The 25064-nt window shown below is 64.0% G+C and carries 26 protein-coding genes and 1 tRNA gene; 15 read left to right on the top strand and 12 right to left on the bottom strand.

What is annotated here, in order from left to right:
- Positions 1-52 precede the first annotated feature (52 nt).
- From JJC00_RS33430 to JJC00_RS33420, 3 genes are read left to right on the top strand one after another with little or no spacing between them, the layout of a single operon-like run.
- A complete protein-coding gene (locus tag JJC00_RS33430) occupies positions 53-1495 on the top strand; it encodes an LVIVD repeat-containing protein (protein WP_200470018.1) in 1443 nt (480 codons plus the stop codon).
- 2 nt (positions 1496-1497) lie between these two features.
- Complete coding sequence (locus tag JJC00_RS33425) at positions 1498-2043, top strand: hypothetical protein (RefSeq protein ID WP_200470017.1); 546 nt, start codon at positions 1498-1500, stop codon at positions 2041-2043.
- Positions 2044-2093: 50 nt separating this feature from the next.
- Positions 2094-2711 carry a LysE family translocator gene (locus JJC00_RS33420; RefSeq protein ID WP_200474315.1) on the top strand — a complete coding sequence of 206 codons (618 nt, stop codon included), beginning with the start codon at positions 2094-2096 and terminating at the stop codon, positions 2709-2711.
- A 24-nt stretch (positions 2712-2735) separates the two neighbouring features.
- On the opposite strand, the gene JJC00_RS33415 is transcribed toward JJC00_RS33420, so the two are convergent.
- Positions 2736-3551 carry an N-formylglutamate amidohydrolase gene (locus tag JJC00_RS33415; protein WP_200470016.1) on the bottom strand — a complete coding sequence of 272 codons (816 nt, stop codon included), beginning with the start codon at positions 3549-3551 and terminating at the stop codon, positions 2736-2738.
- Between the two features lie 93 nt (positions 3552-3644).
- On the opposite strand from JJC00_RS33415, the gene JJC00_RS33410 reads away from it, so the two are divergent.
- On the top strand, positions 3645-4556 hold the full coding sequence (locus JJC00_RS33410; protein ID WP_200470015.1) for a transglutaminase family protein: 912 nt from the start codon (positions 3645-3647) through the stop codon (positions 4554-4556).
- Positions 4557-4682: 126 nt separating this feature from the next.
- On the top strand, positions 4683-5078 hold the full coding sequence (locus JJC00_RS33405) for a gamma-glutamylcyclotransferase family protein (RefSeq protein WP_200470014.1): 396 nt from the start codon (positions 4683-4685) through the stop codon (positions 5076-5078).
- A gap of 98 nt (positions 5079-5176) precedes the next feature.
- Here the strand turns inward: JJC00_RS33405 and JJC00_RS33400 are convergent, their stop codons facing one another.
- The 3 genes from JJC00_RS33400 to JJC00_RS38480 form a co-directional block, all read right to left on the bottom strand.
- The gene (locus tag JJC00_RS33400) at positions 5177-5740 is read right to left on the bottom strand and encodes a chlorite dismutase family protein (protein WP_200470013.1); all 564 of its coding nucleotides are present in this window, start codon (positions 5738-5740) and stop codon (positions 5177-5179) included.
- A gap of 176 nt (positions 5741-5916) precedes the next feature.
- Positions 5917-6105, bottom strand: a complete 189-nt coding sequence (locus tag JJC00_RS38485) for a BrnA antitoxin family protein (RefSeq protein WP_246774014.1) — start codon at positions 6103-6105, stop codon at positions 5917-5919.
- 67 nt (positions 6106-6172) lie between these two features.
- Positions 6173-6487 carry a BrnT family toxin gene (locus tag JJC00_RS38480; protein ID WP_246774013.1) on the bottom strand — a complete coding sequence of 105 codons (315 nt, stop codon included), beginning with the start codon at positions 6485-6487 and terminating at the stop codon, positions 6173-6175.
- 343 nt (positions 6488-6830) lie between these two features.
- Between JJC00_RS38480 and dnaG the strand changes: the two genes are divergently transcribed.
- Positions 6831-8858, top strand: a complete 2028-nt coding sequence (gene dnaG / locus JJC00_RS33390; RefSeq protein WP_200470011.1) for a DNA primase — start codon at positions 6831-6833, stop codon at positions 8856-8858.
- 373 nt (positions 8859-9231) lie between these two features.
- Entirely contained in the window at positions 9232-11376 is a 2145-nt protein-coding gene (gene rpoD / locus JJC00_RS33385) for an RNA polymerase sigma factor RpoD (RefSeq protein WP_200470010.1), read from the top strand.
- An 86-nt stretch (positions 11377-11462) separates the two neighbouring features.
- Here the strand turns inward: rpoD and JJC00_RS33380 are convergent, their stop codons facing one another.
- Positions 11463-11699, bottom strand: a complete 237-nt coding sequence (locus JJC00_RS33380; protein WP_200470009.1) for a hypothetical protein — start codon at positions 11697-11699, stop codon at positions 11463-11465.
- Between the two features lie 496 nt (positions 11700-12195).
- Between JJC00_RS33380 and JJC00_RS33375 the strand changes: the two genes are divergently transcribed.
- On the top strand, positions 12196-13002 hold the full coding sequence (locus JJC00_RS33375) for a lytic murein transglycosylase (protein WP_200470008.1): 807 nt from the start codon (positions 12196-12198) through the stop codon (positions 13000-13002).
- A 178-nt stretch (positions 13003-13180) separates the two neighbouring features.
- On the opposite strand, the gene JJC00_RS33370 is transcribed toward JJC00_RS33375, so the two are convergent.
- The gene (locus JJC00_RS33370) at positions 13181-14023 is read right to left on the bottom strand and encodes an SDR family NAD(P)-dependent oxidoreductase (RefSeq protein WP_200470007.1); all 843 of its coding nucleotides are present in this window, start codon (positions 14021-14023) and stop codon (positions 13181-13183) included.
- Positions 14024-14150: 127 nt separating this feature from the next.
- Here JJC00_RS33370 and JJC00_RS33365 point away from each other — a divergent pair, with 127 nt between their 5' ends.
- The 4 genes from JJC00_RS33365 (at position 14151) to JJC00_RS33350 (ending at position 17660) form a co-directional block, all read left to right on the top strand.
- The gene (locus tag JJC00_RS33365; RefSeq protein ID WP_200470006.1) at positions 14151-14525 is read left to right on the top strand and encodes a response regulator; all 375 of its coding nucleotides are present in this window, start codon (positions 14151-14153) and stop codon (positions 14523-14525) included.
- Between the two features lie 88 nt (positions 14526-14613).
- Positions 14614-15225 (top strand): LysE family translocator, encoded by a 612-nt coding sequence (locus JJC00_RS33360; RefSeq protein WP_200470005.1) that lies wholly within the window; start codon positions 14614-14616, stop codon positions 15223-15225.
- Between the two features lie 575 nt (positions 15226-15800).
- Positions 15801-17003 carry a GGDEF domain-containing protein gene (locus tag JJC00_RS33355; RefSeq protein ID WP_200470004.1) on the top strand — a complete coding sequence of 401 codons (1203 nt, stop codon included), beginning with the start codon at positions 15801-15803 and terminating at the stop codon, positions 17001-17003.
- Positions 17004-17039: 36 nt separating this feature from the next.
- Positions 17040-17660 (top strand): peptidoglycan recognition protein family protein, encoded by a 621-nt coding sequence (locus tag JJC00_RS33350; RefSeq protein WP_200470003.1) that lies wholly within the window; start codon positions 17040-17042, stop codon positions 17658-17660.
- Positions 17661-17670: 10 nt separating this feature from the next.
- On the opposite strand, the gene JJC00_RS33345 is transcribed toward JJC00_RS33350, so the two are convergent.
- The 3 genes from JJC00_RS33345 to JJC00_RS33335 form a co-directional block, all read right to left on the bottom strand.
- On the bottom strand, positions 17671-18012 hold the full coding sequence (locus JJC00_RS33345; protein ID WP_200470002.1) for a hypothetical protein: 342 nt from the start codon (positions 18010-18012) through the stop codon (positions 17671-17673).
- A 184-nt stretch (positions 18013-18196) separates the two neighbouring features.
- On the bottom strand, positions 18197-19096 hold the full coding sequence (rpoH, locus tag JJC00_RS33340) for an RNA polymerase sigma factor RpoH (RefSeq protein WP_018318222.1): 900 nt from the start codon (positions 19094-19096) through the stop codon (positions 18197-18199).
- A 220-nt stretch (positions 19097-19316) separates the two neighbouring features.
- Complete coding sequence (locus tag JJC00_RS33335; protein ID WP_200470001.1) at positions 19317-20324, bottom strand: RluA family pseudouridine synthase; 1008 nt, start codon at positions 20322-20324, stop codon at positions 19317-19319.
- On the opposite strand from JJC00_RS33335, the gene JJC00_RS33330 reads away from it, so the two are divergent.
- The 3 genes from JJC00_RS33330 (at position 20323) to JJC00_RS33320 (ending at position 22983) form a co-directional block, all read left to right on the top strand.
- A complete protein-coding gene (locus JJC00_RS33330; RefSeq protein ID WP_200470000.1) occupies positions 20323-20667 on the top strand; it encodes a hypothetical protein in 345 nt (114 codons plus the stop codon). The two genes, JJC00_RS33335 and JJC00_RS33330, sit on opposite strands and share 2 nt — an antisense overlap.
- A gap of 56 nt (positions 20668-20723) precedes the next feature.
- Positions 20724-20798 (top strand) — tRNA-Glu (locus JJC00_RS33325).
- Positions 20799-21183: 385 nt separating this feature from the next.
- The gene (locus JJC00_RS33320) at positions 21184-22983 is read left to right on the top strand and encodes an ArnT family glycosyltransferase (protein ID WP_200469999.1); all 1800 of its coding nucleotides are present in this window, start codon (positions 21184-21186) and stop codon (positions 22981-22983) included.
- Between the two features lie 35 nt (positions 22984-23018).
- Here the strand turns inward: JJC00_RS33320 and JJC00_RS33315 are convergent, their stop codons facing one another.
- From JJC00_RS33315 to JJC00_RS33305, 3 genes are all read right to left on the bottom strand, one after another.
- The gene (locus JJC00_RS33315) at positions 23019-23429 is read right to left on the bottom strand and encodes a DUF2304 domain-containing protein (RefSeq protein WP_200469998.1); all 411 of its coding nucleotides are present in this window, start codon (positions 23427-23429) and stop codon (positions 23019-23021) included.
- On the bottom strand, positions 23426-24115 hold the full coding sequence (locus JJC00_RS33310; RefSeq protein ID WP_200469997.1) for a glycosyltransferase family 2 protein: 690 nt from the start codon (positions 24113-24115) through the stop codon (positions 23426-23428). The genes JJC00_RS33315 and JJC00_RS33310 overlap by 4 nt, the downstream gene beginning before the upstream one ends.
- Positions 24116-24221: 106 nt before the next feature.
- Positions 24222-24821 carry a class I SAM-dependent methyltransferase gene (locus tag JJC00_RS33305; protein ID WP_246774012.1) on the bottom strand — a complete coding sequence of 200 codons (600 nt, stop codon included), beginning with the start codon at positions 24819-24821 and terminating at the stop codon, positions 24222-24224.
- Positions 24822-25064: the final 243 nt, after the last annotated feature.

The raw sequence follows: 25064 nt of genomic DNA, 5'->3' as shown, positions 1-25064 counted from the left end.
CTGTGCTAACCTTGAAGCTTAGCCAACGCAGATTGGTTCCGGGAGGACTTTGATGTTTCGTTGCGTCTTGACTGCCGCCCTCGTCCTTTTAGCCGGCAGCACTTTTGTCCACGCCCAGAAGCAAACCATTGGCGCGCCGCCTGAGGCGTCCAACATGAAGCTCGTGGGCACCAACGATCTCCAGGCGCGCAGCGCCTATCAGCCGACCATCCATCATCAGGGCGACCGCTGGATCGCCTATATCGGCCATCACGGCGGTACCGATGACGTGCCGGCGCCCGTCAATCCGATGACGGGCCAGGCGGAGCCGAACGGGACCTCGATCGTCGATGTCACCGATCCCGCGCATCCCAAATATCTCAGGCATCTGCCGGGGCAGGGAGGCAAATACGAGTCCGGCGGCGCGCAGATGGTGCGGGTGTGCGACGGCAAGGCCTTGCCGAAGGGCGATCCCAATGCGGTCTACATGCTGCGTACTTTTGGCAGCGAGGCGCATGAGATCTGGAACGTTGCCGATCCCGCCAACCCCGTGCTCATCACCCGCATCGGCGGCTTGAAGGACACGCACAAGAGCTGGTGGGAATGCGACACCGGCATTGCCTATCTCGTCTCGGGCGCGCCGGACTGGCGCACACGGCGCATGACGCAGATCTATGATCTCTCTGATCCCGCGCATCCGCAAAAAATCCGCGACTTCGGCCTGCCCGGCCAGGAGCCCGGATCGACCGGCGCGGTGCCGACCGAGCTGCATGGGCCGATCTCGACCGGGCCCAATGGCAACCGCGTCTATTTCGGCTACGGCACCAACAAGGGCGGCATCTTGCAGATCGTCGATCGCGAGAAGCTTCTGAGCGGACCGAAAGAGCCGACGCCGGACAATCTGCGTCTTCCCGAGATCTCGCGGCTGCCGATGTCTGCCTTCAACGGCGCACACACCACGTTTCCGATGCTCGACATGCCGGTGGCGGAATTCGCCGAGGACAAGGACGGCAAGACCCGCGACATCGTCATGATCGTCGACGAGGCGATCCTCAACGAATGCGGCGAGGCGCGACAGATGGTGTGGTTCGCCGATGTCACCACCGAGGCGCGGCCGATGATGATATCGAGTTACACCGTGCCGGAGGCGAGCGGCCAGTTCTGCCAGCGCGGCGGCCGGTTCGGTTCGCATTCCTCGAACGAGAGCATGGCGCCGGTCTACTACAAGAAGATGGCCTTCATCGCCTTCTTCAATGCCGGCGTTCGCGCGCTCGACATCCGCGATCCCTATCATCCCAAGGAAGTCGGCTATTTCATTCCTGCGATCACGCAGGCGACCGACAAGCGCTGCATTCCGGTCGAAGGCGGTGAGCGCTGCAAGGTCGCGATCCAGACCAACAATGTCGAGACCGACGAGCGCGGCTACATCTACATCGTCGACCGCGCCAACACCGGCCTGCACATTCTCGAGCTGACCGGGCCGGCACGCGCCGTCGCCGGCTTGCCGAAGAACTGACGATGCCGCGCGCAGTGACGATCCTGGCCGCGGCAGTCGCGCTCGGCGCGTCCGGCGTCGGGGCGTATCAACTTGCGCCGCAGCCTGCGGCAACATCGGCGCATTGGCGTGAGCTTGCCTGGCCGTTTCCGCGCGATGGCTGGCCCGCGGGCCGTGCGTTTCGCTGCGAGGGCGGTGGTTGCGACGGCGCCGAGCTCTATATCCGCGCCAAGCGCGGCTTCTGCAATTGCGATAGCGGCGTCGCCGATGACGACGAGGTCGATCGTGTGGCCGACATCGATCTGATCACGCCGCGCTTTGCGGCGACCGCGCCGGGCGAGGTGGTGCGTGTGGGCGAGCTGCACGGTCGTGCGCGGCGCTATGATCTCGCCATCTATGACGGAGCCAGCCACGCCGCGGCTGGTATCGCCGTCTCCCGGCACTGCGATCTCTTCGTTGCGGCGGCGCAGGGGCGGGGCGACGCCAACGCGATGCAGCATGCGGCGCTCGCATTCCTGGGGACGCAAGAGATGAAAACGTGGGTGACAGCGGCGCTGGACGGGAAGTAAGGGCCATGCATTAATACCAGCAAGCGCCCTCGAGCCGAGTCTTCATCATGATGTCCATGCAAGCCTATCTCGCCTTCGTCGCCGCCTGCATTGCGCTCGCGCTGCTGCCGGGGCCGATCGTCACCCTCGTCATAGCCAACGGCCTGCGCCACGGCACGCGCGCCGCGCTGACCAACATTCTCGGCGTGCAGGTTGGGCTGTTGATCGTGATTGGCATCCTTGCGGTGGGCCTCACCTCGCTGATGGCGACGATGGGCTATTGGTTTAACTGGGTGCGCTTTGCGGGCGCGGCCTATCTGGTCTGGCTCGGCATCAAGCTGATCCGCTCTCCGGTTGAGGGCGTCGACACCGACGCGCCACCGCCTCCCCCTCGCGGTGGCTTCCTTTTGCAGGGCTTTGTCGTGGCCTTGTCGAACCCGAAGCTGCTGGTGTTCTTCGGCGCGTTCATTCCGCAATTCATGGACATGAGCAAGGATCACCTGTCGCAGGTCCTGGTGCTCGGCATCACCTTCATGGTGCTCGCCGGCTTGACGGACGGAATCTACGCGCTGCTCGCCGGTCAGGCCCGCAGCTTTTTCTCGGCGCGCCGCACCCGCATGATGTCGCGCGTGTCCGGCGGCTTCATGATCGGCGGCGGCATTTGGCTGGCGCTGACCCGGGCCAAATGAGCTGACAGCCCGGTTGAACCCTCGTCACGGGCGCCAAGGGACCAACCGCTCCGCGCGCAGCTCGATTTCGATCTCCGCAAAGATCCGCGCCAGCCGCTCCGCCCATTGCTGCTGACCGGATTGATCCGCGATCAGATCCTGGCGGATCTCGATGCCGGTGTTGACGAGGCCGCGGGCCTCGCCGTGCACGGGGATGGTGTAGTCGCTGAGATCGCTGACCGCGTAGGGCTCGTTGTCGCCGATCACGAGATCGCCCTCGGCGCGCAGATGTTTCAGCAGCAGCTTCGGCAGCATGGTGTCGCGATTGTACAGTGCGCCAATGTGCCAGGGTCGCGCGACGCCGGCATAAACGGGCGTAAAACTGTGCAGCGACACCAGCACTGTCGGCCGCTTGGCGTGGATCCGGCTGTCGATCGCCGCGTCGATGCGACGATGATAGGGCTCAAAGATCTCGCGCCGCCGTGCCGCGCGCTCGCCTTCCGAAATGCCTTCGTTGCGGGGGATCGCCGTCGCCTCTGATATCATGGGGATCGAGCTTGCCACGCCCGGTGAGCGATTGCAGTCGATCACGAGCCGCGAATAGCGCTGCGCGATCAGATGCGCATCCAGCATCTCCGCCAGCCGCTCGGCAACGCCGGCGATGCCGATGTCCCAGGCGATGTGCCGCGTCAGTTCGCCCTCGGCGATGCCGAGATCGCCGAGCGAACGCGGCAGGATGTGGCCGTAATGGTCCGATGTGAGCAGGAAAGGCGATGTGCCCTCTGCATTCACCTCATGCACTGGTGGAATATCGCCTCGTCCCAGGAGTTGATCCGTCGCCTCGGCTGTGTCTAAAGCCATCCTGATTGCCTATGGAAAAAGCAGTCGCCCCGGAAATTGGACAAAGAATCGTTAACAAATGGGCCTGCCCAAAATCACCATGATCTCCTGACGATGCCGCTGCTGACGATTCATCACAAGACCGAATATCGCTACAATCGTCCCGTGGCCTTCGGCGAACACAGGTTCATGCTACGGCCAAGCGACGGGCACGATCTGCGCGTGCTCGACAGCAAGCTCAAGATCTCGCCCGAGCCGATGTCGCTGCGCTGGATCCACGACGTGTTCGGCAACTCGGTCGCGATCGCAGGTTTCGACGCGCGCACGGACCGTCTGATCTTCGACTGGCACGTCACCGTCGAGCACAATCCGGTGGAAGACTTCGCGCTGACGCCGGATGATCCCGCTTACTTCTATCCCTTCGTCTATGACGACGCGGAATTGCCCGATCTCGTCCAGTACATCACGCCGCAATACCCCGATCCCGACGGCAAGATCGCGGAATGGGCGCGCAGCTTTCTCGACGACGACGCGCCGGCGCCGACCTTCGCGATTTTGAGCCGCATCACGCACGCCATCCGCAAGCAGTTTGGATATCGCAGGCGTCATGAGCCAGGCACGCAAGCCCCGTTCGATACGTTGCAGTGGGGCGCCGGCACCTGCCGCGACTATGCGCTGTTCATGATCGAAGCGCTGCGCCGCCTCGGCATCGCAGCGCGCTTCGTCTCCGGCTACATCTTCGTCCCCGAAGACATCGTGCAGCACCATGTCGGCGGCGGCTCGACCCATGCCTGGGTGCAGGTCTATCTGCCGAGCGCGGGTTGGATCGAGTTCGATCCGACCAACGGCATCGTCGGCACCCGCGACCTCATCCGCGTCGCTGTCGCGCGCGATCCGCGCCAGGCCATCCCACTGCACGGCATCTATATCGGCACCCAGGACGCCTTCGACGTCATGGACGTCAGCATCAAGGTGGTCTCGGACGAAGAACGCAGCGGCAAGGAGCTGGAAGCGGAGGTTTTGTAATGGAGCTGTTTCCTTCGTCATTGCGAGCGAAGCGAAGCAATCCAGGGTTTTTCCACGGCGATAGTCTGGATTGCTTCGTCGCAAGAGCTCCTCGCAATGACGGCGTGGAGAGTTTATAGAGCGCCCATGTCCGATCGTCTCTTCGTCTACGGCACCCTGATGCGCGGTTTCGACCATCCGATGGCGCGGCTGCTGGCGCAGCACGCGGATTTCCTGGGCGAGGCGACCTGCTGTGGCCGGCTCGTGCTGGTGAAGCATTATCCGGGCTTGCTGCTGTCCGACGCATCATCGGATGTCGTGCACGGCGAGCTCTTCAGCTTGCGCGCAGGCGACGAGCTCCTGCGCGAGCTCGACATGTACGAAGCCTGCGGCGAGGGCTTTCCGGAGCCGACGGAATATCTGCGCAAGCTGATCGACGTGACCGGCGCGGATGGCGTCACGCAGAAGGCCTGGACCTATATCTACAATTGGCCGGTCACCGATCTGCCGCACATCGAGTCGGGCCGCTTTCTCGACCACTAGAGCGTTTTCAAGCGAAGTGGATGCCGGTTCGCGTCAAGAAAACGCGTCAATACAAGAATCTAGAGCCCCGTTCCGATTCCATCGGAGCGGAAATGGCTCTAGGCCGACAGCACCTCCTTCACCACGCGCACGTCGAACTCGCGCTCGACATAGGTCCACTCTTCGGTTCGCCTGAGCATGCCGACCAGTTCCTCGAACAGCGAGGCGTCGGCCGGTGCGAACTCGAACCAGGTCAGGAAATCGAAGTGCTCGCCGAGGTCGCGGCAGTGATAGAGCTGGCGCGCGATCGCAGGCAGGAAGCGCAAGGTGCTCGCGATGTGGTGCGACTTGTCTTCAAAAATCTTCCGCCGTTCTTCCTGCGTCAGCTCCCACCAGGCCTGCGACTTGCGGATCGGGATCAGCGCCGCGCTGGTCGCCTCCAGCCGGCCGAGGCCTGCCTGTACGCTCACGAGCTGCTGCTTCTCGGCACGCTCGGTGTAGCGCAAGTTGCTCGGCACGCCGACCAGCCGCCATGCATTGCGGGAGGACACCAGCGGCAACGAGACGGCGTTGCCGTCGATCACCGACAGCGCCGGCATGAAGGGCAGGGGCTCGCCCGTCACGGGCGACATCGAGGTCACACGCCAACCCCCGCTCTGGCCACCCCGAAAGGTCCTGAACATGGCCTATGGAAGCTTGGAACCGGGCCGGGTTCAAGCTTTTCCCGTCATTCCGGGGCGCGCCACTTGGCGCGAGCCCGGAATCCATCTCGCCGCCGGGACGCTGGGAGAAACGGATTCCGGGCTCGATGCCCCGCATCGCCCCGGAATGACGAGACCGGAACGAGGCCACAGCGTGCTCAGGCCCGCTTTTTCGGCTTCGACTTCTGCTGCATGTATGAGCGCAGCACCGCATTCATGCGTCGCTGGTACCCCTCTCCCTCGCGCTTGAAGAAGTCGAGCACGTCCTCGTCGACGCGGATGGAGATGGCCTTCTTTCTAGGCGGCACGACTAGAACAGCATCTGACCAGTCGATATCGATTGGCACTGCATCGGGATCGTTGGCGACAGCCTCAGCAATATCTTCATCGGTCAGTGCGTCGACGCGCGCCCAGTCAGTCTTCCCCTTTCTGGGGAAGTCCCTTGAAACGATGGTAATATTCCTCTCGCTCGTCGCGTCGCGCGCGCCGGACCGAGATGAGCCAGCAGACCGCCCCGCGGAGCGCGCAGGCGACCGCGACTTCCCGCCCGTCGATGTAGCCGAAGATCTGGTACCTGATTTCGTCATTGCGATCCGACCGGCGGATGAAGGTGTAGCCGTCGAGAATTCCGCGCGCGTCCTCGAAGTCGATTCTGTGAGTTCGCAGATTTGTCGCGCGCTTCTTCGGATCCCATCCAAAGTCGCGAACGCCTGCGAACAGCGGCTGCAAATCTTCCGTCATGGCAGGTTATCCCGATGACACCGCATCTTGCCATGCATGAGATTTGCCATGACGTCTGAAGCCGTAGCCGCGACTTCATCGTATTTCTGTATATACAAACGTAATCGCTGTATGTCAACGATTATGGTCCCACTAGGAAAAGTTGAAGCTGTGTGCTGCATCGACGGCAGTCTATGAGGTCCGGGTGGGGATTCCGTTGCGTGAGCAATTTCCGGCCCTGTGCATAGGTCGAATAACCCGGATAACCCACCTAAACCTGACTTCTGACCGGGCCGTCCCTATATCCCTGATCCTTCGCCCGACTCACACGGTTTCGCGCTAGACAGAGCTGATGCGCTTCACGCCCCAATTCCTCGACGAGCTGCGTGCCCGGCTTTCGGTCTCCGAAGTCGTGGGCAAGCGCGTCAAGCTGAAGAAGGCGGGGCGGGAGTGGAAGGGGCTGTCGCCGTTCCAGCAGGAAAAGACGCCGTCCTTCTACGTCAACGACCAGAAGGGCTTTTACCACGACTTCTCCTCCGGCAAGCACGGCGACATCATCACCTTCGTGATGGAGACCGACGGCCTGCCGTTTGCCGAAGCGGTCGAGCGGCTCGCTGGCATGGCCGGCCTGCCGCTGCCGGCAGTAACGCCGGATGCGGCGCGGCACGAGCAGCGGCGGCGCACGCTGCATGACGTGATGGAGCTCGCGGCCAAGTTTTTCGCCGAGACATTGGCCTCACGCGTCGGTGCGAAAGCGCGCGGCTATCTCGCCGACCGCGCGATCTCGCCTGCGACGCAATTGCAGTTCCGGCTCGGCTATGCGCCGCCGCCGCCGGAGCGTTTCGCGCTGAAGGAGCATCTCGGCAAGCTCGGCGTGTCCGTCGAGGACATGATCGAGACCGGGATGCTGGTTGCCGGCAACGACATCCCGGTGCCCTACGACCGCTTCCGCGATCGCGTGATGTTTCCGATCACGGACTTGCGCGGCCGCGTCATCGCCTTCGGCGGGCGCGCGTTGGAGAAGGACGTTCCGGCAAAATACCTGAACTCGCCGGAGACGCCGCTCTTCCACAAGGGCGACAATCTCTACAATCACCAGACCGCGCGCAAAGCCACCCATGACGGCGCATCGCTGATCGTGGTCGAAGGCTATGTCGACGTCATCGCCATGGTCACCGCGGGTTTTGCAGGCGCCGTCGCGCCGCTCGGCACCGCGCTCACCGAAAACCAGCTCGCGCTGCTCTGGAAGATGGCCGACGAGCCGATCCTCTGCTTCGACGGCGACCGCGCCGGACAGAAGGCCGCGTATCGCGCCGCCGATCTCGCGCTGCCCTTTCTCGCGCCAGGCAAGAGCCTGCGCTTTGCGCTGCTGCCTGAGGGACAGGATCCCGACGATCTCGCGCGCTCCGGCGGCCGTGGCGCGATCGAGGAGGTGATCGCGGCGGCACGTCCACTCGCCGACATGATCTGGTCGCGCGAGCTCGAAGGCGGCAATTTCGCCACGCCCGAGCGCCGCGCGGCGCTGGAAGCGCGCATCAAGGAATTGTCCAACGGCATCCGCGACGAGGTGGTGCGGCGCTACTACCGCGACGAGTTCGTCGAGCGGCTGCAGCGCACGTTTGCGCCGGACGGCGGGCGCGGCGGCTTTGCCGGCCGGGGCAATTTCCGCCAAAGCGGGGGCGGCCACTCCTTTCAGCCCCGCGGGGGGCAGGCGAATCGATTCGGTGGCCAAGGATTCGGCCAGGGATTCGGCGGAAGCCGCCGCGGCCCGCCCGGTCTGATCCCGCTGCCGTCCGGCCCCTACCAGGCGGCAAGCCCCCAGCTCGCGGCGAGCCCGATCATGCGCGGGCAGAGAAGTGCCATTTCACGCCGCGAGGCCCTGATCCTGCAAAGCCTGATCAACCACCCCTGGCTGCTGCATGAGCACCTCGAGGAGGTGGCCGCCCTGGAGTTCGCTCACCCCGAGGCCCACAAGCTCAGGGCCGGCATCATCGCCGCTTTCGCCAATGATCATCACCACTCGCCGGACCCGGGCGAGCAGGCCGAAAAAATGCGGGCCGATATCGAGAAGGGTGGATTTTCGCAGCTTCTTCAAAGAGTTGAGGGCGGTATCACGACCGCGGCGGTGTGGGGCGCCCGCGAGGGCGCGGCGCGGGACGACGTTCTTGCCACCTGGCACCAGCTCGTTGCCTTGCATCGGCAGTACCATTCACTACTTAGAGAGCTGAAAGACGCCGAGCTGGCCTTGGGGGAGGATCCCAGCGAGGCCAATTTGGCGTGGCTGCGTGACGTCAAGGCGCGGCTGGCCGAGGTCGACGGCACCGAGGCCCTGATCGAGGGTTTTGGCGAGCTGTCGGGCCGGTTCCAGAAGAGCGTGTGATGAAAGAATCATGCGGACGGCTCAGGCCGGAACCGCTAAAAGACTCGCCAAATCCAAGGTTTGGCGGCAAAAACAGGGTTAATCGAGGCTTAACGGTCTTGTAGCACTTTGGCCCCCAGGCGGCCGCAGGCAGAACAGACGCGTCAGGAATGAATCCGCGCAATAGCTGTTGGCACTTCACCTGCATCCGCTGCGACAAAGAGGCTCACGAAGCGTTAGGCAAATCCGGCGAGAGAAAGGTCGGGGTGGCGAGAGATGTGCGCGCCGCCCTTTCCGTGTCGAGATCTGGCGAAGCGAGAGCGTCGAGCAACAGGTTCAAGTGATTTCACGCGGGCGCGCGCACGTCCGCATGAAACGCGTTTAGGAGCAATGGATGGCCACCAAGGCAAAGACGCTGCAGGCGAAGGACAAGGAAAAGGACGACAAGGCAGCGGACGCGCCGGAGAAGGACTCCCAGGACGCGCCGTCGCCGTTGCTCGATCTGTCCGACGCGGCAGTGAAGAAGATGATCAAGCAGGCCAAGAAGCGCGGCTTCGTGACCTTCGATCAGCTCAATGAAGTTTTGCCGTCCGACCAGACCTCGCCCGAGCAGATCGAGGACATCATGTCCATGCTCTCGGACATGGGCATCAACGTCACCGAAGCCGACGACAGCGAAGGCGAAGAGGACAAGGACGAGGGCGGCGAGGACGAGACCGACAACGAGCTCGTCGAGGTCACGCAGAAGGCCGTCACCGAGGTCAAGAAGAGCGAGCCGGGCGAACGCACCGACGATCCCGTGCGCATGTATCTGCGCGAGATGGGCACGGTCGAGCTGCTCTCCCGCGAAGGCGAAATCGCGATCGCCAAGCGCATCGAGGCCGGCCGCGAGGCGATGATCGCAGGGCTCTGCGAAAGCCCGCTGACCTTCCAGGCCATCATCATCTGGCGCGACGAGCTCAACGAAGGCAAGATCTTCCTTCGCGACATCATCGATCTCGAAGCGACCTATGCCGGCCCCGACGCCAAGGCCGGCATGAACACTGCGATGATCGCCGGTCCCAATGGCGAGAACGGCGAAGCTCCGGCCGAGGGTGGTCCGGCTGCAGCGGCCGTGGGTGCGCCCGCGCATGTCGCGCCGCCCGCCGCGCCTCCGGCGCCGACGCCGTTCCGCGCTGCGCCCGTCGGCGGCAATGCCGGCGAGGCCGAGAAGGATCCTGCGGAGTCCGCCGCCGAAGCCGACATGGACGAGGACGACGAGTTCGAGAACCAGATGTCGCTCGCGGCGATCGAGGCTGAGCTCAAGCCGAAGGTCGTCGAGATCTTCGACAAGATCGCCGACAGCTACAAGAAGCTGCGCAAGCTTCAGGAGCAGGACATCCAGAACCAGCTCCAGAACGAGTCGCTCTCGCCGCACCAGGAGCGCAAGTACAAGAAGCTGAAGGACGAGATCATCGTCGAGGTGAAGTCGCTGCGCCTGAACCAGGCCCGTATCGATTCACTCGTCGAGCAGCTCTACGACATCAACAAGCGCCTCGTCTCGCATGAGGGCCGCCTGATGCGCCTTGCCGACAGCCACGGCGTCGCGCGCGAGGACTTTTTGCGCAACTACACCGGCTCGGAGCTCGATCCGCGTTGGCTCAACCGCGTCTCGAAGCTTTCGGCCAAGGGCTGGAAGAATTTTGTTCATCACGAGAAGGACCGGATCAAGGACCTCCGCCACGAGGTGCATCAGCTCGCGGCGCTGACCGGCCTCGAGATCGTCGAGTTCCGCAAGATCGTGCACTCCGTGCAGAAGGGCGAGCGCGAAGCCCGCCAAGCCAAGAAGGAGATGGTGGAAGCCAACCTCCGTCTCGTGATCTCGATCGCCAAGAAGTACACCAACCGCGGCCTGCAGTTCCTCGACCTGATCCAGGAAGGCAACATCGGCCTGATGAAGGCCGTCGACAAGTTCGAGTACCGTCGCGGCTACAAGTTCTCGACCTACGCGACGTGGTGGATCCGGCAGGCGATCACCCGCTCGATCGCCGACCAGGCCCGCACCATCCGTATTCCGGTGCACATGATCGAGACGATCAACAAGATCGTGCGCACCAGCCGCCAGATGCTCAACGAGATCGGCCGCGAGCCGACCCCGGAAGAGCTCGCCGAAAAGCTCGGCATGCCGCTCGAGAAGGTCCGCAAGGTCCTCAAGATCGCGAAAGAGCCGCTCTCGCTCGAAACGCCGGTCGGTGACGAAGAGGATTCACATCTCGGCGATTTCATCGAGGACAAGAACGCGATCCTGCCGATCGACGCCGCGATCCAGTCGAACCTGCGCGAAACCACCACGCGCGTGCTCGCCTCGCTCACCCCGCGCGAAGAGCGCGTGCTGCGCATGCGCTTCGGCATCGGCATGAACACCGACCACACGCTGGAGGAAGTCGGCCAGCAGTTCTCGGTCACCCGCGAACGTATCCGTCAGATCGAAGCGAAGGCGCTGCGCAAGCTGAAGCATCCGTCACGGTCGCGGAAGCTGCGGAGCTTTCTGGATAACTAATCCAGGCAGTCATCCAAACGAAAACGGCGGGCCGAAAGCCCGCCGTTTTTTCTTCCTGTCGCTTCGCGCGCTTCGCGAGCAGCGCCCTACTTCTTCTTCGCCCCGACCCGGTCGAGGCTCTTGATCTCGATCGGCGGGCGGCCGGATTTTTCGGCGATTTCGCGGTCCTGCTCCATGATGAAGGCGCGGGCGGGCTCGTCGCCATCGAGGCCTCCGAGCAGCTCCGACGGCACGCGCCGGTTGGAGCGTTGGGAGCCGTCTTCGTAGAAGACGTTGAAAAAGGCGAATTCGCCCTTGGGATTGGTTCCAGGTTTTTTGGCCATGCCGGGCTTGTCGTCGATAAGGGCGCCGCAGTCAAATGACTTCAACAGCCGCCAGCGCCAATCCGGCAGCTTTCTGCGCAATCGTTTGGCGATTTGTTTGCCCGATCGGAGCGCCGGGCACCCGGAAGGTCCGATGCGACCCTCACCTCAATAAACGGCGGGCCGATAAGCCCGCCGTTTATTTTTGGTCGTCAGCGTCGCCCGGGGCTGGCAGGGCGACAACCTGAGATAGAATGCTATAGCTTGCGCTCTGCAATGGCAAGATAAATCGTCATGGTGTCGATGTCGCAGCGAGCCCATCAGAGATGCGGCGAACGTCATCGTGGGTTCCCGCAATTTCGCGACGCAGATGTGTGCATCATCGAAATAGTTTGTTCATCAATGTCGTTCGTGCGTTGCACATCACGTTAGCCGCACACGCCGCTTTGACGCGAATCCTGTTCCCGGGCATGATCGCCCGCTGCCTTCCGCGCCTGGTCCTCAAGGATTTTCCTGCATGTTCAGATACGCTCTCGCCGTCGCTTCCATCGTTTGTCTGGCCGGCGGGTCGGCTGAGGCCGCGCGTTGCGGCGGCGACTTCAACAGTTTTGTCGCCGGCATGACGGCGGAAGCGCAGGCAGCCGGCGTCTCGGCAGGCGTGACCAGCGCGGCGTTCAGCGGCATCACCCAGGACGGCGCAGTGCTCGCCTTCGACCGGCGCCAGCGCTACACCTTCAACAAGAGTTTTGAGCAGTATGTCTCGACCCGCGTCGGTGCCGGCCGCATCAATGGCGGCCGTGCACTGCTCCAGCGCCACGCGGCCTTGTTGTCGCGCATCGAGCAGCAGTTCGGCGTGCCCCGGCAGATCCTCGTCGCGATCTGGGGCCTGGAGAGCGATTTCGGCAAGGGCGACATGGGCAAGCTGCCGGTGATCCGCACGCTTGCGACGCTCGCGCATGATTGCCGCCGCACCGAGCTGTTCCAGGGCGAGCTGCTTGCCGCGCTCAAGATCGTGCAGCGCGGCGACCTGCCGCTGCGCGACCTCATCGGCGCCTATGCCGGCGAGATCGGCCAGACCCAGTTCCTGCCGTCGTCCTACATCAAGTACGGCGTCGATTTCGACGGCGACGGCCACGTCGATCTCCGCCACAGCGTCGCCGACGTGCTCGCCTCGACCGCGAACCTGCTGCACACCAACGGCTTCAAGATGGGCCAGCCCTATGACGAAGGCTCCGCCAATTTCGACGCGATGCGCGAGTGGAATAGGGCGGTGATCTACCGCAAGACGATCGGGTATTTTGCGGACCGGCTGGTGGGGCAGTGAGGGGCGGGCGTACTCTGAGGGACGGAACGTCGGCGCTACACATGCGGTGTCATCATCCGCGAAAGCGGGTGATCCAGTGTTCCAGAGGCGGCAGTTATTGAACCGAGAGGCCGCGGCGTACTGGATTCCCCGCCTTCGCGGGGAATGACAGCGGGAGCGCGGAGGCAGGCGCCCCACCTCACTTCCCCTTCGCCATCTTCTCCAGCCGTCGCTGCAGCGGCAACCAATAGGTCCCCGGGCGGAAGCGCTGCAGGATGTCCATGAACCTCGCATCGTTGCCGATCAGGATGCGCGGCTCGTTTCTCTCGATACCCCTGATGATGCGCAACGCCGCGTCCTTCGGCGTCGTCCGCGCCGCAGTCTCGAACCGATCGATCATTTGCGCGCGTCGCACGTTGTCGGTGACGCCGACCCCGGTGCGCGAGGAGCGCGCGATGGAGGTGGCGACGCCGCCGGGATGCACCACTGACAGTTTGACGGGGCTGCCCGCCACCGCGAGCTCGTGCCGCACACTCTCAGAGAAGCCGCGCACGGCGAATTTCGCCGCCGCATAGGCCGATTGTCCTGACGGCGCGATGATGCCGAAGATCGAGGAGACGTTGACGATATGCGCCTCTGGCCGCGACTTCAGGTGCGGCAGGAAGGCGCGGGTGCCGTGCACCACGCCCCAGAAGTTGATGTCGAACAGCCAGTCCATCTGTGCCTGGTCGATCTCCTCGAACGTCCCCATCAGCGCGACGCCGGCATTGTTGACGAGGATGCTGAGCGCGGGATGCGCTGAGATCGCATCGCGCGCGAATTGCGCGATGTCGCTCGCCTCGCTGACATCGACGCGATGCACGCTGATCTTGCGCGCTTCGTCGTTTCCTTGGCCGATCTCGGCAGCGAGGCTCTTCAAGCCCGCCTCGTCGCGGTCGGCGAGCGCGAGGTCGCAGCCTCGGCTTGCGAGCTCGATCGCCAGCGCGCGGCCGATGCCGCTCGCCGCTCCGGTGATGGCGGCGGCGCCGCGGATCGCAGTCATGATGCCTCCCGTCAAGCCTGGAAACGGAACTATGATTTACATTTTTTCAGAACGGAACCGAACCGTATGCGAATTCACCCTTTAACACAGGTTACTTGGATGGAGGCGGCAGTATTGGGAGCTACCGATGGGACTATCAGAACCATTTACGGCGACAGCACTCGTGGTTGAAGACGACGCCATGCAGCGGGAGATGTTGAGTCTCTTGCTGGAAGAGAGCGGCTACCAGGTCATCCAGTGCGAGAGTGCGGAAGCTGCCGAGCGTGTGCTGGACAAGAGTGCCGGCGCGCTGTGCCTGATGCTCACCGACGTGCAGCTTGCGGGCCGCATGAACGGCGTCGAGCTGGCGCACGTCGCCAAGGGCCGCAATCCCAAGCTCGACGTGGTCGTCACCTCGGGCCGCCCCTTGATGCAGCCCTTGCCTGACGGCGCGAAATTCTGGGCCAAGCCGTGGGCGCCGCTCGACGTGCTGCGCGAAGCCGAGATCGCCCAGCTGAACTGAGGCGCGTTCGCGCTTTGGATTCGTGTTCGGCGGCGGGCTGACCGTGTCGTGACTTTTCGGCCAGCGTCAGGAGTGGTAGGGATCAGGCATGTCCTGGTCCTTCCTGCTCACCTCGCTCATCGTCGTCGCCTCGCCCGGCACCGGCGTGCTCTACACCCTGGCCGCGGCGCTGACGCGGGGCTCGCGCGCCAGCGTGGCGGCGGCCTTCGGCTGCACCCTCGGGATCGTGCCACACATGATCGCGGCGATGCTCGGGCTTGCCGCCGTGCTGCATACCAGCGCGCTCGCCTTTGCCGCGCTGAAATGGTGCGGCGTGGCCTACCTGCTCTACATGTCCTGGCAGGCGTTGCGCGAGACCGGGGCGCTTTCTGTCGATGGCGAGATCAAGGAGCGCTCGAGCGGCCGGGTCATCGTGACAGGCTTCCTGATCAACATCCTCAACCCAAAGCTCTCGATCTTCTTCCTCGCCTTCCTGCCGCAGTTCATCGCGGCGGACGAGGCGCATGTGCTCGGGCGGATGCTGGAATTGAGCGGCGCCTTCATGGCGATGACGTTCGTGGTGTTCGTCGTCTACGGCCTCTGCGCGGCCTCGGTGCGCGAGCGCGTCATCTCCCGCCCCGGCGTGATGGCCTGGCTGCGCCGCTCCTTTGCGGCAGGCTTTGCCCTGCTAGGTGCCAAGCTGGCGTTCGCCGAGCGGTAGCCAATAAAAAAGCGGGCCTCGCGCCCGCCACCTTCAATCCTAGCCCCACTCGACGCCCGGGCGGAGCACGCTCCACCCGGGCAAATAACATGCTGCGCTACTTCTTCTTCGCAGCCTTCTTGGCCTTCTTCTTCGTCGCCTTCTTCGCCTTCTTCGCTTTCTTAGCCATAGGATCCTCTTAAGGGTTAATGGTGAAACGCGACACGAGGAACGCTCGGCGGAGGGCCAGCCTCGCAACATCCTCATTGACGAACTCAGCAGATTCGCGAGCGTCTGCCCCGCGCTGTCACATCGGTGTCATCCCGTTATCCACAGCTCAGATGCATTTTATGGTGATTTTGCTCCGCGAATCCGCATCGCAACGCGATCGCGCGTCGACGCCGGTGACGTGCCTAACGATCTGATAACCGAGACGCGGCGTTCATGAATCCAAAACCAAGGGCGCGCTTTCGACGATCGCAGTGAGGTTCCGTTAAGCGCGACCGCGCATGATCCTCCGCAAGAACACGGGGACGGGTCATGGACGAACTTCTGCTGGGGACAGGGGGCGGGACGCTGCGCGTATCGCGGGCGCCATGCTGAACGTACCGACGCTTTGGATGGTCTTCGTCGCCAACTTCTCGGCACTCGGCCTGATCTGGGCCTATGTCACGCGCTCCTATCCGAAATTCGAGGCCGCGCGGTACTGGATGGCGTCGGCCTTCGTGGGAGCGGCCGGCGCGATGACGGCCCTGGTCCGCATGTTCGTCGATTCTCCTGTGCCGCTTGTGGTCGGAGCCGCCGGCATTATCGCGGCGAGCTGCCTGGCCGCCATGGGCATTCAGCGCTTCTATGGCCGGCCGGTGCATCTGCGCCTCATGGTCACGACTGGGGTGGCGAGCCTCGCCGGTATCGTGCTGTTCAAAATCAGCTTCGACCAGATGCAGCTGCGCATGCTCAGCTATACGGTCGGGCAAGGCCTGCCGCTGGTGCTGTCGCTGCGTCTTCTGCTATCGCCGCCGGAGGGCCGCGTCAGCCCGGGCGCGCGGCTGTCCGGCATCGTCATCCTCACGATCATCGCGATCTTCGTCGCGCGCGCGGTCGGCAATTCGCTCGGCGGCGATTTCTCGGCGGTGGCCGGCGGTCAGGGCCATGCGGTCATGGTGCTGGCGCTGCTCTTCCTGTCGATGACGCTCAATTTCGGCTTCCTGCTGATGGCGATGGACCGGTTGCGCAACGAGGTCGCCGACCTCGCGCTGCTCGACGATCTCACGGGCGTCGCCAACCGCCGCCACCTGCTGCAACGCCTGAGTGAAGAATGCGCCCGTTCGGAGCGCAGCGGCGAGGCGTTCTCGCTGCTGGTGATCGATCTCGACGGCTTCAAGACCATCAACGACACCCATGGCCACGCCGCGGGCGATGCCTGCCTGCAGCACTTCACCCTGATGGCGCAGACGCGCTTGAGGCCCGGCGACATGCTCGCCCGCACCGGCGGCGACGAGTTCTGCGTGGTGCTGCCGTCCTCCTCCATGCGTGAAGGCGCGCTGATCGCCCGCCGCGTGCTCGATGTCTGCCGCCAGGATGCCGCCGGCTGCTCCGGCAACGACATCCCGATCGCGATCTCGATCGGCGTTGCGGAATGGGATCGCGGCATCGGCCAATTCCCGGACCGCCTGATCGCCCATGCCGACTACGCCCTCTATGCCGCCAAGAAGAACGGCAAGAACGACTTTGCGGTCTATGATCCGGCCCCGCCGCTCTCGCCCGAGCCGGTCGAAGCCGCGCGCAAATTCGCGTAGACCCTGCTACGCTCGGATCCGTTGTTGGATCCCGTGATGCTGTCCAGCCTTGTCGCGGCTGTTCTCGCCGCTATTCTGATCGCTCCCGCCGCCGCCATGGACGTCGAGCTCGCAAAGCTCGCGCGCAGCACCGGCACGCCCGACATTCCCGGCCTGAAGATCGTCTGGCTCGCGCCATGGGGCGATGTCCGTGATGCCCATGCCTGGCGCAACATCATCGTGCACCAGACCGAGGGGCCGACCGGCTCAGCCCGCGGTGGCGCGCAAGAGCAGTCGAAGAATCCCACGCGGCGCGGTGTGATGGTCTGGGTCGAGACCGACGGCACGGTCTATTGGTCGGTCGCGGACAATCTGGTGCCGAGCCATACCGACGGCGCTAACCGCAATGACAACAAATACATCGACAACAGTGCGACGTATCATCAGGTCGTGCGCGACAATTCGATCGGCGTCGAGTTCGCCGGCAACTATCCCGATGTCGCGATCGGCCCGACCGCGGCGCAGATCGCCGCCTGGAAGATCCTGGTCCAGGTCCTGCGCGCGCGCTACGGCATCCCGCTCGACCACGTCTATGCCCACAACTGGATCGACTTCAAGGACGCCCGCTATTGCGAAGGCTGCTGGCTCGCGACGCTGGCGCGAACGTGGGGGGAGTGATGGGCGCGCGTCACACCGGCTGCGCCATCCAGCCGAAGAAGCGCCGGATCAATCCCGGCTGCTCCGGCAATTCCGGCGGCCCGTCCGCAGCGAGCACGCGTTTGAAGAAGTAGTCCAGAAACACCATGTCGTTCGGCTCGGTGACGGTGAATTCCTCCTCGCCGAAATACACGCTGTAATTAAAGAAGAACGGTCCAATGATCGGGATCGTCGCGGTCGAGGCATAGTCCTTGGAGATCACGAACTCCGATGGATCGAGCCCGTGGTCCCGCATGGCTTGCTCGACCAGCGGCAGCTTGCGCATGAACTGGGCGGAGAAGCCGCCGACGGTGGATTGCAGGATGATCGACACGGCGTGTGTCCGCTCTCTGAATGTGGTGCGATAAGATTGGGTCGGCTGACCCGTCACGGGCGTTCAAGATCCCCTGCCGGCGCATCCCGTGAACATGCCGCGCCTCACACAACAAAAAGCCGGCGTTGCCGCCGGCTTTTCGTCTCTTGTCGATCCGCCAATTCCTGGCGCGAGAGCCGCGCGCTTAGTGCGCGGCTTCCAGCGCGGCCTGTTCGGCCCTTGCAATCGTGCCCTTGACCGCGGACTGCACCTTCTCGAAGGCGCGGACCTCGATCTGGCGGACGCGCTCGCGCGACACGCCGAACTCGGCAGCAAGGTCTTCCAGCGTCATCGGCTCATCGGCGAGGCGACGGGCCTCGAAGATGCGGCGTTCGCGCGGGTTGAGCACGCCCATGGCGCCATTCAGCGCGTCACGGCGTTCGTCATATTCCTCGTGCTCGGCCAGCATGGCTTCCTGGTTGGGCGTATTGTCGACCAGCCAGTCCTGCCATTCGCCGGCTTCGCCGTCGTCGCGGATCGGAGCATTGAGCGACGCGTCGCCACCGAGGCGGCGGTTCATGTCGATCACGTCCTGATCGGTGACGCCGAGGCGCTTGGCAATGATCTTCACCTGGTCGGGGCGGAGATCGCCCTCGTCCAGCGCGTTGATCTTGCTCTTCGCCTTGCGCAGGTTGAAGAACAGCTTCTTCTGGTTCGCGGTGGTGCCCATCTTCACGAGCGACCAGGAACGCAGGATGTACTCTTGAATCGACGCCTTGATCCACCACATCGCGTAGGTGGCGAGACGGAAGCCCTTTTCGGGCTCGAAGCGCTTGACCGCCTGCATCAGGCCGACGTTGCCTTCCGAGACGACCTCGGAGATCGGCAAGCCGTAGCCGCGATAGCCCATGGCGATCTTGGCCACGAGCCGGAGATGGCTGGTGACGAGTTGGTGCGCCGCGTCGCGATCGTCATGCTCACGCCAACGCTTGGCGAGCATGTATTCCTGCTGGGGCTCCAGCATCGGAAACTTGCGGATCTCGGCGAGGTAGCGAGAAAGGCCGGATTCTCCATTGAGGACCGGCAGAGCAGCGGTACGGGCCATGGTAAAGCCCCTCCAAAGGTTCAGGCCCCCGATAGCGGCGGGCCAGGCAGACGACCGCTTGGTTAAAGCCGGCCGTAGCTGCGATGTTCCACGTTGGTCATTTCCAACGCAGGCGCAATATACCCCATCGGGGGTCAAAAAGGGAAGGATTGCTGACGTCACGTCCCCGTGTGGCAGCTATAACTTTTTGTAAGGTAAGGGTTTTCTCAAAGCCCCTGCGTCATAGCGCCGCTTTCAGGGCGCTTTCAAGGAGAAGCAAATCCTCCGGCAGGCCCGTCTCCCAGTGAAGAAGTTCTCCGGTCCTGGGGTGCTCCAATACCAGCAGATAAGCATGCAGGGCCTGCCGTCCAAGCGCCGTTAAAGCGGCCTGCGCCTCGGGGGCGAGCTGGTTCGCCTTGGTCTTGAAATGCGGGCCATAGACCGCATCGCCCATCAGGGGGTGGCCGATATGGGCGAGGTGGACGCGGATCTGGTGGGTGCGCCCGGTCTCGAGCTCGCAGGCCAGCAGTGCCGCGATCGGCTTGCCGTCGCGGCCGGCAAAACTCTCGAGCAGCTCCCAATGCGTCACCGCCTCGCGGCCGCCCTGGCGCACCGCCATCTTCTCCCGTGCATGCGGATGGCGATCGATCGGCGCATCCACCGTGCCGCGATGCCGGCCCGGCAGCCCCCAGGCGAACGCCATATAGCCGCGCCGCATCGGTCCGGTGCGGCCGTGGTCGGCGAATTGGGCGGTGAGCGAGGCGTGCGCGAGGTCGTTCTTGGCGACCACCATCAACCCGGTCGTGTCCTTGTCCAGCCGGTGCACGATGCCGGGCCGGCGCACTCCGCCGATGCCCGACAGCGAGGTGCCGCAATGGGCGATCAGCGCGTTGACCAGCGTGCCGGACTCGTGGCCGGCCGCGGGGTGCACCACCAGCCCCCTGGGCTTGTTGATGATGATGATGTCGTCGTCCTCGAACACGATATCGAGGCCGATATCCTCGCCCTTGGGCTCCGGCGGGGCCGCCTCCGGCACGTCGATTGTGATCGTATCGCCGGATGCGACGTGATAAGCGGGGTCGCGGACCGCGGAGGCCTTCAGGCTCACCGCGCCCGCCAGAATCAGGGTTTTGAGCCTTGATCGCGACAGGTCGGGAAGGCGCGCCGCCAGCACGCGGTCGAGCCGGGTCGAGCCCTCGTCGCCTTCGACCGTGACCTCCAACCGTTGCGCTGAGCCTGAGCTATCCATGACGACGCCTGATACCGCTGTTCCCGAACCGACCCCCGAGCAGGCCGCGCTGTTTGCGCGGGTGCGACGGATGATGCTGATCGCGGGGTTGACCTCGGCGCTGGCCATCTGCGCCGTCCTGATCGCGGTGGGCTACCGCCTTTTCAAGTCGGAGGGAAGGGCGGCCGGGCTCGTGGGCGACGTCACCGCCACCCTGCCGAAGGGCGCCAAAATCGTCTCGACCGGCGCGGCCGGCGACCGCCTGGTCGTCACGCTGGATATCGGCGGCGTCATCGAGATCCGCACCTTCGATGCGCACACGCTCAGGCCGGCCGGAAAGCTGAAATTTGCCAATGAGCCATAAAAGGCAGGTTCAGTCCTTGCGGCGGACAAATTTCGAGGTTATTGGCTAGCCCTCACGCTCCCTTCGTCTAGCGGTTAGGACGCGGCCCTCTCAAGGCTGAAACAGGGGTTCGATTCCCCTAGGGAGCGCCATGCTGCGACATTCCGCGAGATCCTGCGACATTCCACGATGCCCCCGTCAGGTAGCGCTATGCCGCCCGCTAACTTGCTCACCGCCGACTGCATCAGCGAAGTTTTGTAACTTGGCGGCTCAATTTGAATAATGAGCGGTTACAGAGTGTCCGCTCCTGCGGGCAATGCTGCGCAACTTCTCTGGATGAGCATCGATTGCCGATTCCTCTCGCGATCATACGCCACCGTGGAAACGGCCCGCGGGCTGATTTGAAACTTCGGAACAGAGTTCCCTTCAAGCGTGTTATCAAAGCCCGTGCCAAGGACAACACTTGCAGGTGGGCTGGGGGTCGCCTGATGTGATTCAGGAGGCGGCGGTGTCGACCGAGGGCGGAATCGTCAGCGTATGGCGCTTGAACCGGTGGATGACGACAGCTTTGGGTTCACGAGGCCGAAGCTCGGCCTCGCATTTGCTGCTCGCCATGCCGAGACGTTGCTCGTGCTCCTTGTGCTGGGTGTGGCCTTGGTCATCGGGCTTGCGACCGCCGCCGATTACGGGCTGTCGACCGACGAATTCAACACCGACGACTACGGACCAAAGGCGCTTGCGTGGTACACGAGCGCCTTTACGGACCGGTCTCAGTTCGAGACGGTTGAAGAGTATCTGTGGATGTATGGCCCGTGGTTGCAGATGCTCATCGCGGCCGTGCAGGCGCTTGGGCTCGCGAACCCGATCACGGTCCGGCACGCCATAACCTTCCTGTTCGGCCTCGCTGGGCTCGCAGCCGTCGTGCCGATCGCACGGCTCACGGTCGGATCCTGGGCTGGCTTGACGGCGCTCGTCCTGTGCCTGCTGACCGGCTACCTGTACGGCAACCTGTTCTTCGCCACGATCGACGTACCGTTCCTCTTCGCCATGAGTTGGTCGACGCTCTCGATCGTCCTGATGGTGCAGCAGGACGTGCCGAGCTGGCGTCTGACCCTTGCGACGGGCCTTGCCACTGGCCTCGCAATTGCGACGCGCACCGGCGGGGTGATCACGCACGCCTACCTCGTCGGCGGCATGAGCCTGTGCGCGCTCGAGGTGCTGCTGTGCCATGGCCGCGCGGGCTATGGTCAATTGCGCCAGATCGCCTTGCATACGCTGCTCGCCATCCTCATGGCCTGGCTGACGGCGATTGCGCTCTGGCCGTGGTTGCAGATCGGAAATCCGCTCACTCAATACGTCGAGGCCTATCGGCATTTTGCTACGCTCGACACCTCTTTCGAATTCCAGAACTGGGGCCTGCGCACGTCCACCGACAAGCTGCCCGCCTGGTATATCCCCGGACAACTCCTGGCGCGTTTGCCCGAGGGGTTTTTGGCGTTGCTGTTGCTTGGCATGGCGGTCTGGATCGGTGCCGCAGGGGCGTGGACCCGCGCCGTCTTTGGTGCCCTGCGTCGGTCCGGCGTCGCTAGAACGTTTTCGAGCGAAGCGGATACCGGTTCGCGTGAAGAAAACGCGTCAAAACAAGAATCTAGAGCCCCGTTCCGATTCCATCGGAACGGAAAAGGCTCTGGATTGCGACCGGTCGCGGCCGAACTCGCAGGATCGCGCGCGGTGCTGGTCGTCAGTGTGGCGGCGCTCGGGCCGATCGGGTTGCTCATGCTGCAAGGCTGGACGCTCTATGACGGTGTCCGCCACGTATTGTTCGTGATTCCAATGCTCGCCATCGTTGCCGCGCGCGGGCTGACGAGACTCCTGCCCTTGTTGCGGCGCCGCTGGATTGTGCCCGCAGCCGTCGGGGGCGCGCACGCCGCCATCCTCGTGGCGATGCTCGTCATCCTGCATCCGCTCGAATATATCGCAATGAACAGTCTCGCAGGTGGCGTCGCCGGCGCTTACGGTCGGTTCGACCTCGATTATTGGAGCATGGCGGCTCCCGAGGCGCTGCGCCGCCTCGAGCATCGACTTGACGCTGAAGGCCGGTTCGCGGGCGATCCACCGCGCGTGCTGGTCTGCCTGGGCTGGCGCGAGACGCTGGCCGGCGTGATGTTCCATCGCAACTGGATTGTCGAAACCGATCTGGACAAGGCCGACTACCTGATCGCCACCGAGCGCTGGCCATGTGCCGACGGCACGACGGCCGTACTGGTTGATGAGGTCACGCGATTTGGCCGCCCGTTCGCCCAGATCTACGCCAATCGTCGCGGGGGCGGCGAGTGACACACTAAGTTTCTGGCGCGACTTGGCAACGGCATCTACTTCTTCGCCTGCAACTTGGTCGGCGGCGCTTCGGCCTTTCGACCCAGCATGGCCGGGCGACGTTTTCGCGGAGGGCCCGCCTCACGCCGGCTCTCCCTGGCGCGATCGATCGCCACGGCGCGCGTCAGGCGCGTGATCATATCGAGCTGGAGCCGCAGCTTGAGATGCAAGTTGAGCATGACGAGGAGGCTGATCACGACCCAGGTGTAGACGATGAGGTCGGAGCCGCGGCCGATTCCCGCGAAGGCCGCAAGCGCGTTGGCATGCTCCGGCACCCAGACGAAGTAGAGGCCGGCGAGCGCAGCGCCGCTCGCGAGCAGGCCGATGATCGGCACCGTCCGATGCATCGACCAGGCGTAAACCAGAACCAGCGCCAGAAAGGCCGTCAGCAACAGCTGCGCGATCATCGGTAGAGCCTCCGCGCAAACAGATCGATCAGGATGGTCAGCGCATCGCTGATGCGTTGACCTTTGCCCAACGAATACGCGCTGTACTCGATGTTCACCGGCACCTCGACAAAGCGCAGGCGGCTCTGCGCGATCTGGTGCAGGATCTCCGACGCGTGCGCCATTCGATTTTGTCGCAGGGAGATCGCGCGGGCGCCGCGCGCTGTCATCGCCCGCAGGCCATTGTGGGTATCGGTGACCGGCAGTCCGGTGCTCGCGCGCGTGAACCGGAGCGCGGCGCCGAGCAGGACGCGGCGCGAAGCCGGCAGATTTGCGGTCGCGCCGGTAAGAAAGCGGCTGCCGAGCGCGAAATCGATGCCAGGCTGCTCGAGCGCCGCGAGCAGCGCCGTGATGGACGCGGGAGAATGCTGGCCGTCGGCGTCGAACGTGACAAGCGCATCCGCACGCTGCTCGAGGGCGTAGTCGATGCCGGTCTGCAGCGCGGCGCCCTGTCCGAGATTGATCGGATGCCGGACAACGAGCGCACCTGCGAGTAACGCGACGTCGCAAGTGCGGTCGCCGGAGCCGTCATCGACCACGACGACCGCGTAGCCGGCGCGGCGAATGGCGGACACGACGCTGCCCACCACCGGCGCTTCATTGTACGCCGCGACAACGACCCAGGGATTGCGGATCCGGCCGGTCATGTCTCATCTCCCCACAACAGGCACAAGGCCTCTGCAATCAGGAGCCGGCCCGTCGCTATGCCGGCCATGCAGTTGCTCACCAATGCGATCTCGCCGAGGCGCTCTGTCATGGGACGCTCCTATCCGGAGATGGGGGCGCCTTGCTCAAGACCACGCGCATCGCGTCGAACAGGTTCACCGGAATGGCGAACCGGTTGCCGGTGGGGCCGGCCGCGATCTTGCGGCCGAGCATGCGACCGAGCTGGAAGGCGATCAGCGAGAACGGCACGAATTTCCAAGGGCGATCGGAACTCTCGACGCGAAGGCCGACCGAGTGGGCCAGAGACGCAATGCTGTCGCGGTTGAAGAACCACAGGTGCTGCGGAGGCGTCATCAGGCGCCAGTGCGCACCGGTCGACCGCGCGGCCAAGGAACCGAAATCTCCGGTCGTCAGCACGATGATTCCGTCCGGCCGGAGATGGTCCGCGAACAGCGCGAGGGCTTCCTGCGGGTCGGGCAGGTGCTCGATGACGTCGAGGAGGACGATGACATCCAGAGTGCCAAACGAGTTGAGAGTCGCTTCGCTCAGCAGGCCGCAGACGACGTTCAAGCCGAGATCGCCGGCATGGGCAGCAGCCGCCTCCGCCGGCTCGATGCCGCTCACCTCAAATCCGGCGCGGCGCGCTTCATCGAGAAAAAAGCCGTAGGCGCAGCCGATCTCGAGCAAATAGCCCTGTGGCTTGCGGCGCTGGATGAACTCCACCGTGCGGGCGAACTCGCTCCGTAGCACGGGTTCGGCGCCGCGATAGTCGGCGTAGCCGTCGGACTGACGGCCGGAAAAGTAGCCATCGTCATAATAGGCGAGGGGATCGAAGCTCGATGCCTCGGTGCGTCCGAGTCCGCAGTCACAACATTGAAAGATGTGGCAACCGTTCTTAACGTAAAGAAACCGATGCGGCGTCGCCCGACT

The organism is Bradyrhizobium diazoefficiens, assembly GCF_016616885.1.
Lineage (GTDB): Bacteria > Pseudomonadota > Alphaproteobacteria > Rhizobiales > Xanthobacteraceae > Bradyrhizobium > Bradyrhizobium diazoefficiens_F.
The sequence above is the reverse complement of the archived record's forward strand: the minus strand, read 5'-3'. Positions and strand labels throughout refer to the sequence as shown.

Coding starts and splice junctions, on each gene's coding strand:
- JJC00_RS33430 (WP_200470018.1), top strand. CDS start 53: ATGTTTCGTTGCGTCTTGACTGCCGCCCTCGTCCTTTTAGCCGGCAGC.
- JJC00_RS33425 (WP_200470017.1), top strand. CDS start 1,498: ATGCCGCGCGCAGTGACGATCCTGGCCGCGGCAGTCGCGCTCGGCGCG.
- JJC00_RS33420 (WP_200474315.1), top strand. CDS start 2,094: ATGTCCATGCAAGCCTATCTCGCCTTCGTCGCCGCCTGCATTGCGCTC.
- JJC00_RS33415 (WP_200470016.1), bottom strand. CDS start 3,551: ATGGCTTTAGACACAGCCGAGGCGACGGATCAACTCCTGGGACGAGGC.
- JJC00_RS33410 (WP_200470015.1), top strand. CDS start 3,645: ATGCCGCTGCTGACGATTCATCACAAGACCGAATATCGCTACAATCGT.
- JJC00_RS33405 (WP_200470014.1), top strand. CDS start 4,683: ATGTCCGATCGTCTCTTCGTCTACGGCACCCTGATGCGCGGTTTCGAC.
- JJC00_RS33400 (WP_200470013.1), bottom strand. CDS start 5,740: ATGTTCAGGACCTTTCGGGGTGGCCAGAGCGGGGGTTGGCGTGTGACC.
- dnaG (WP_200470011.1), top strand. CDS start 6,831: ATGCGCTTCACGCCCCAATTCCTCGACGAGCTGCGTGCCCGGCTTTCG.
- rpoD (WP_200470010.1), top strand. CDS start 9,232: ATGGCCACCAAGGCAAAGACGCTGCAGGCGAAGGACAAGGAAAAGGAC.
- JJC00_RS33380 (WP_200470009.1), bottom strand. CDS start 11,699: ATGGCCAAAAAACCTGGAACCAATCCCAAGGGCGAATTCGCCTTTTTC.
- JJC00_RS33375 (WP_200470008.1), top strand. CDS start 12,196: ATGTTCAGATACGCTCTCGCCGTCGCTTCCATCGTTTGTCTGGCCGGC.
- JJC00_RS33370 (WP_200470007.1), bottom strand. CDS start 14,023: ATGACTGCGATCCGCGGCGCCGCCGCCATCACCGGAGCGGCGAGCGGC.
- JJC00_RS33365 (WP_200470006.1), top strand. CDS start 14,151: ATGGGACTATCAGAACCATTTACGGCGACAGCACTCGTGGTTGAAGAC.
- JJC00_RS33360 (WP_200470005.1), top strand. CDS start 14,614: ATGTCCTGGTCCTTCCTGCTCACCTCGCTCATCGTCGTCGCCTCGCCC.
- JJC00_RS33355 (WP_200470004.1), top strand. CDS start 15,801: ATGCTGAACGTACCGACGCTTTGGATGGTCTTCGTCGCCAACTTCTCG.
- JJC00_RS33350 (WP_200470003.1), top strand. CDS start 17,040: ATGCTGTCCAGCCTTGTCGCGGCTGTTCTCGCCGCTATTCTGATCGCT.
- rpoH (WP_018318222.1), bottom strand. CDS start 19,096: ATGGCCCGTACCGCTGCTCTGCCGGTCCTCAATGGAGAATCCGGCCTT.
- JJC00_RS33330 (WP_200470000.1), top strand. CDS start 20,323: ATGACGACGCCTGATACCGCTGTTCCCGAACCGACCCCCGAGCAGGCC.
- JJC00_RS33335 (WP_200470001.1), bottom strand. CDS start 20,324: ATGGATAGCTCAGGCTCAGCGCAACGGTTGGAGGTCACGGTCGAAGGC.
- JJC00_RS33320 (WP_200469999.1), top strand. CDS start 21,184: ATGGCGCTTGAACCGGTGGATGACGACAGCTTTGGGTTCACGAGGCCG.
- JJC00_RS33315 (WP_200469998.1), bottom strand. CDS start 23,429: ATGATCGCGCAGCTGTTGCTGACGGCCTTTCTGGCGCTGGTTCTGGTT.
- JJC00_RS33310 (WP_200469997.1), bottom strand. CDS start 24,115: ATGACCGGCCGGATCCGCAATCCCTGGGTCGTTGTCGCGGCGTACAAT.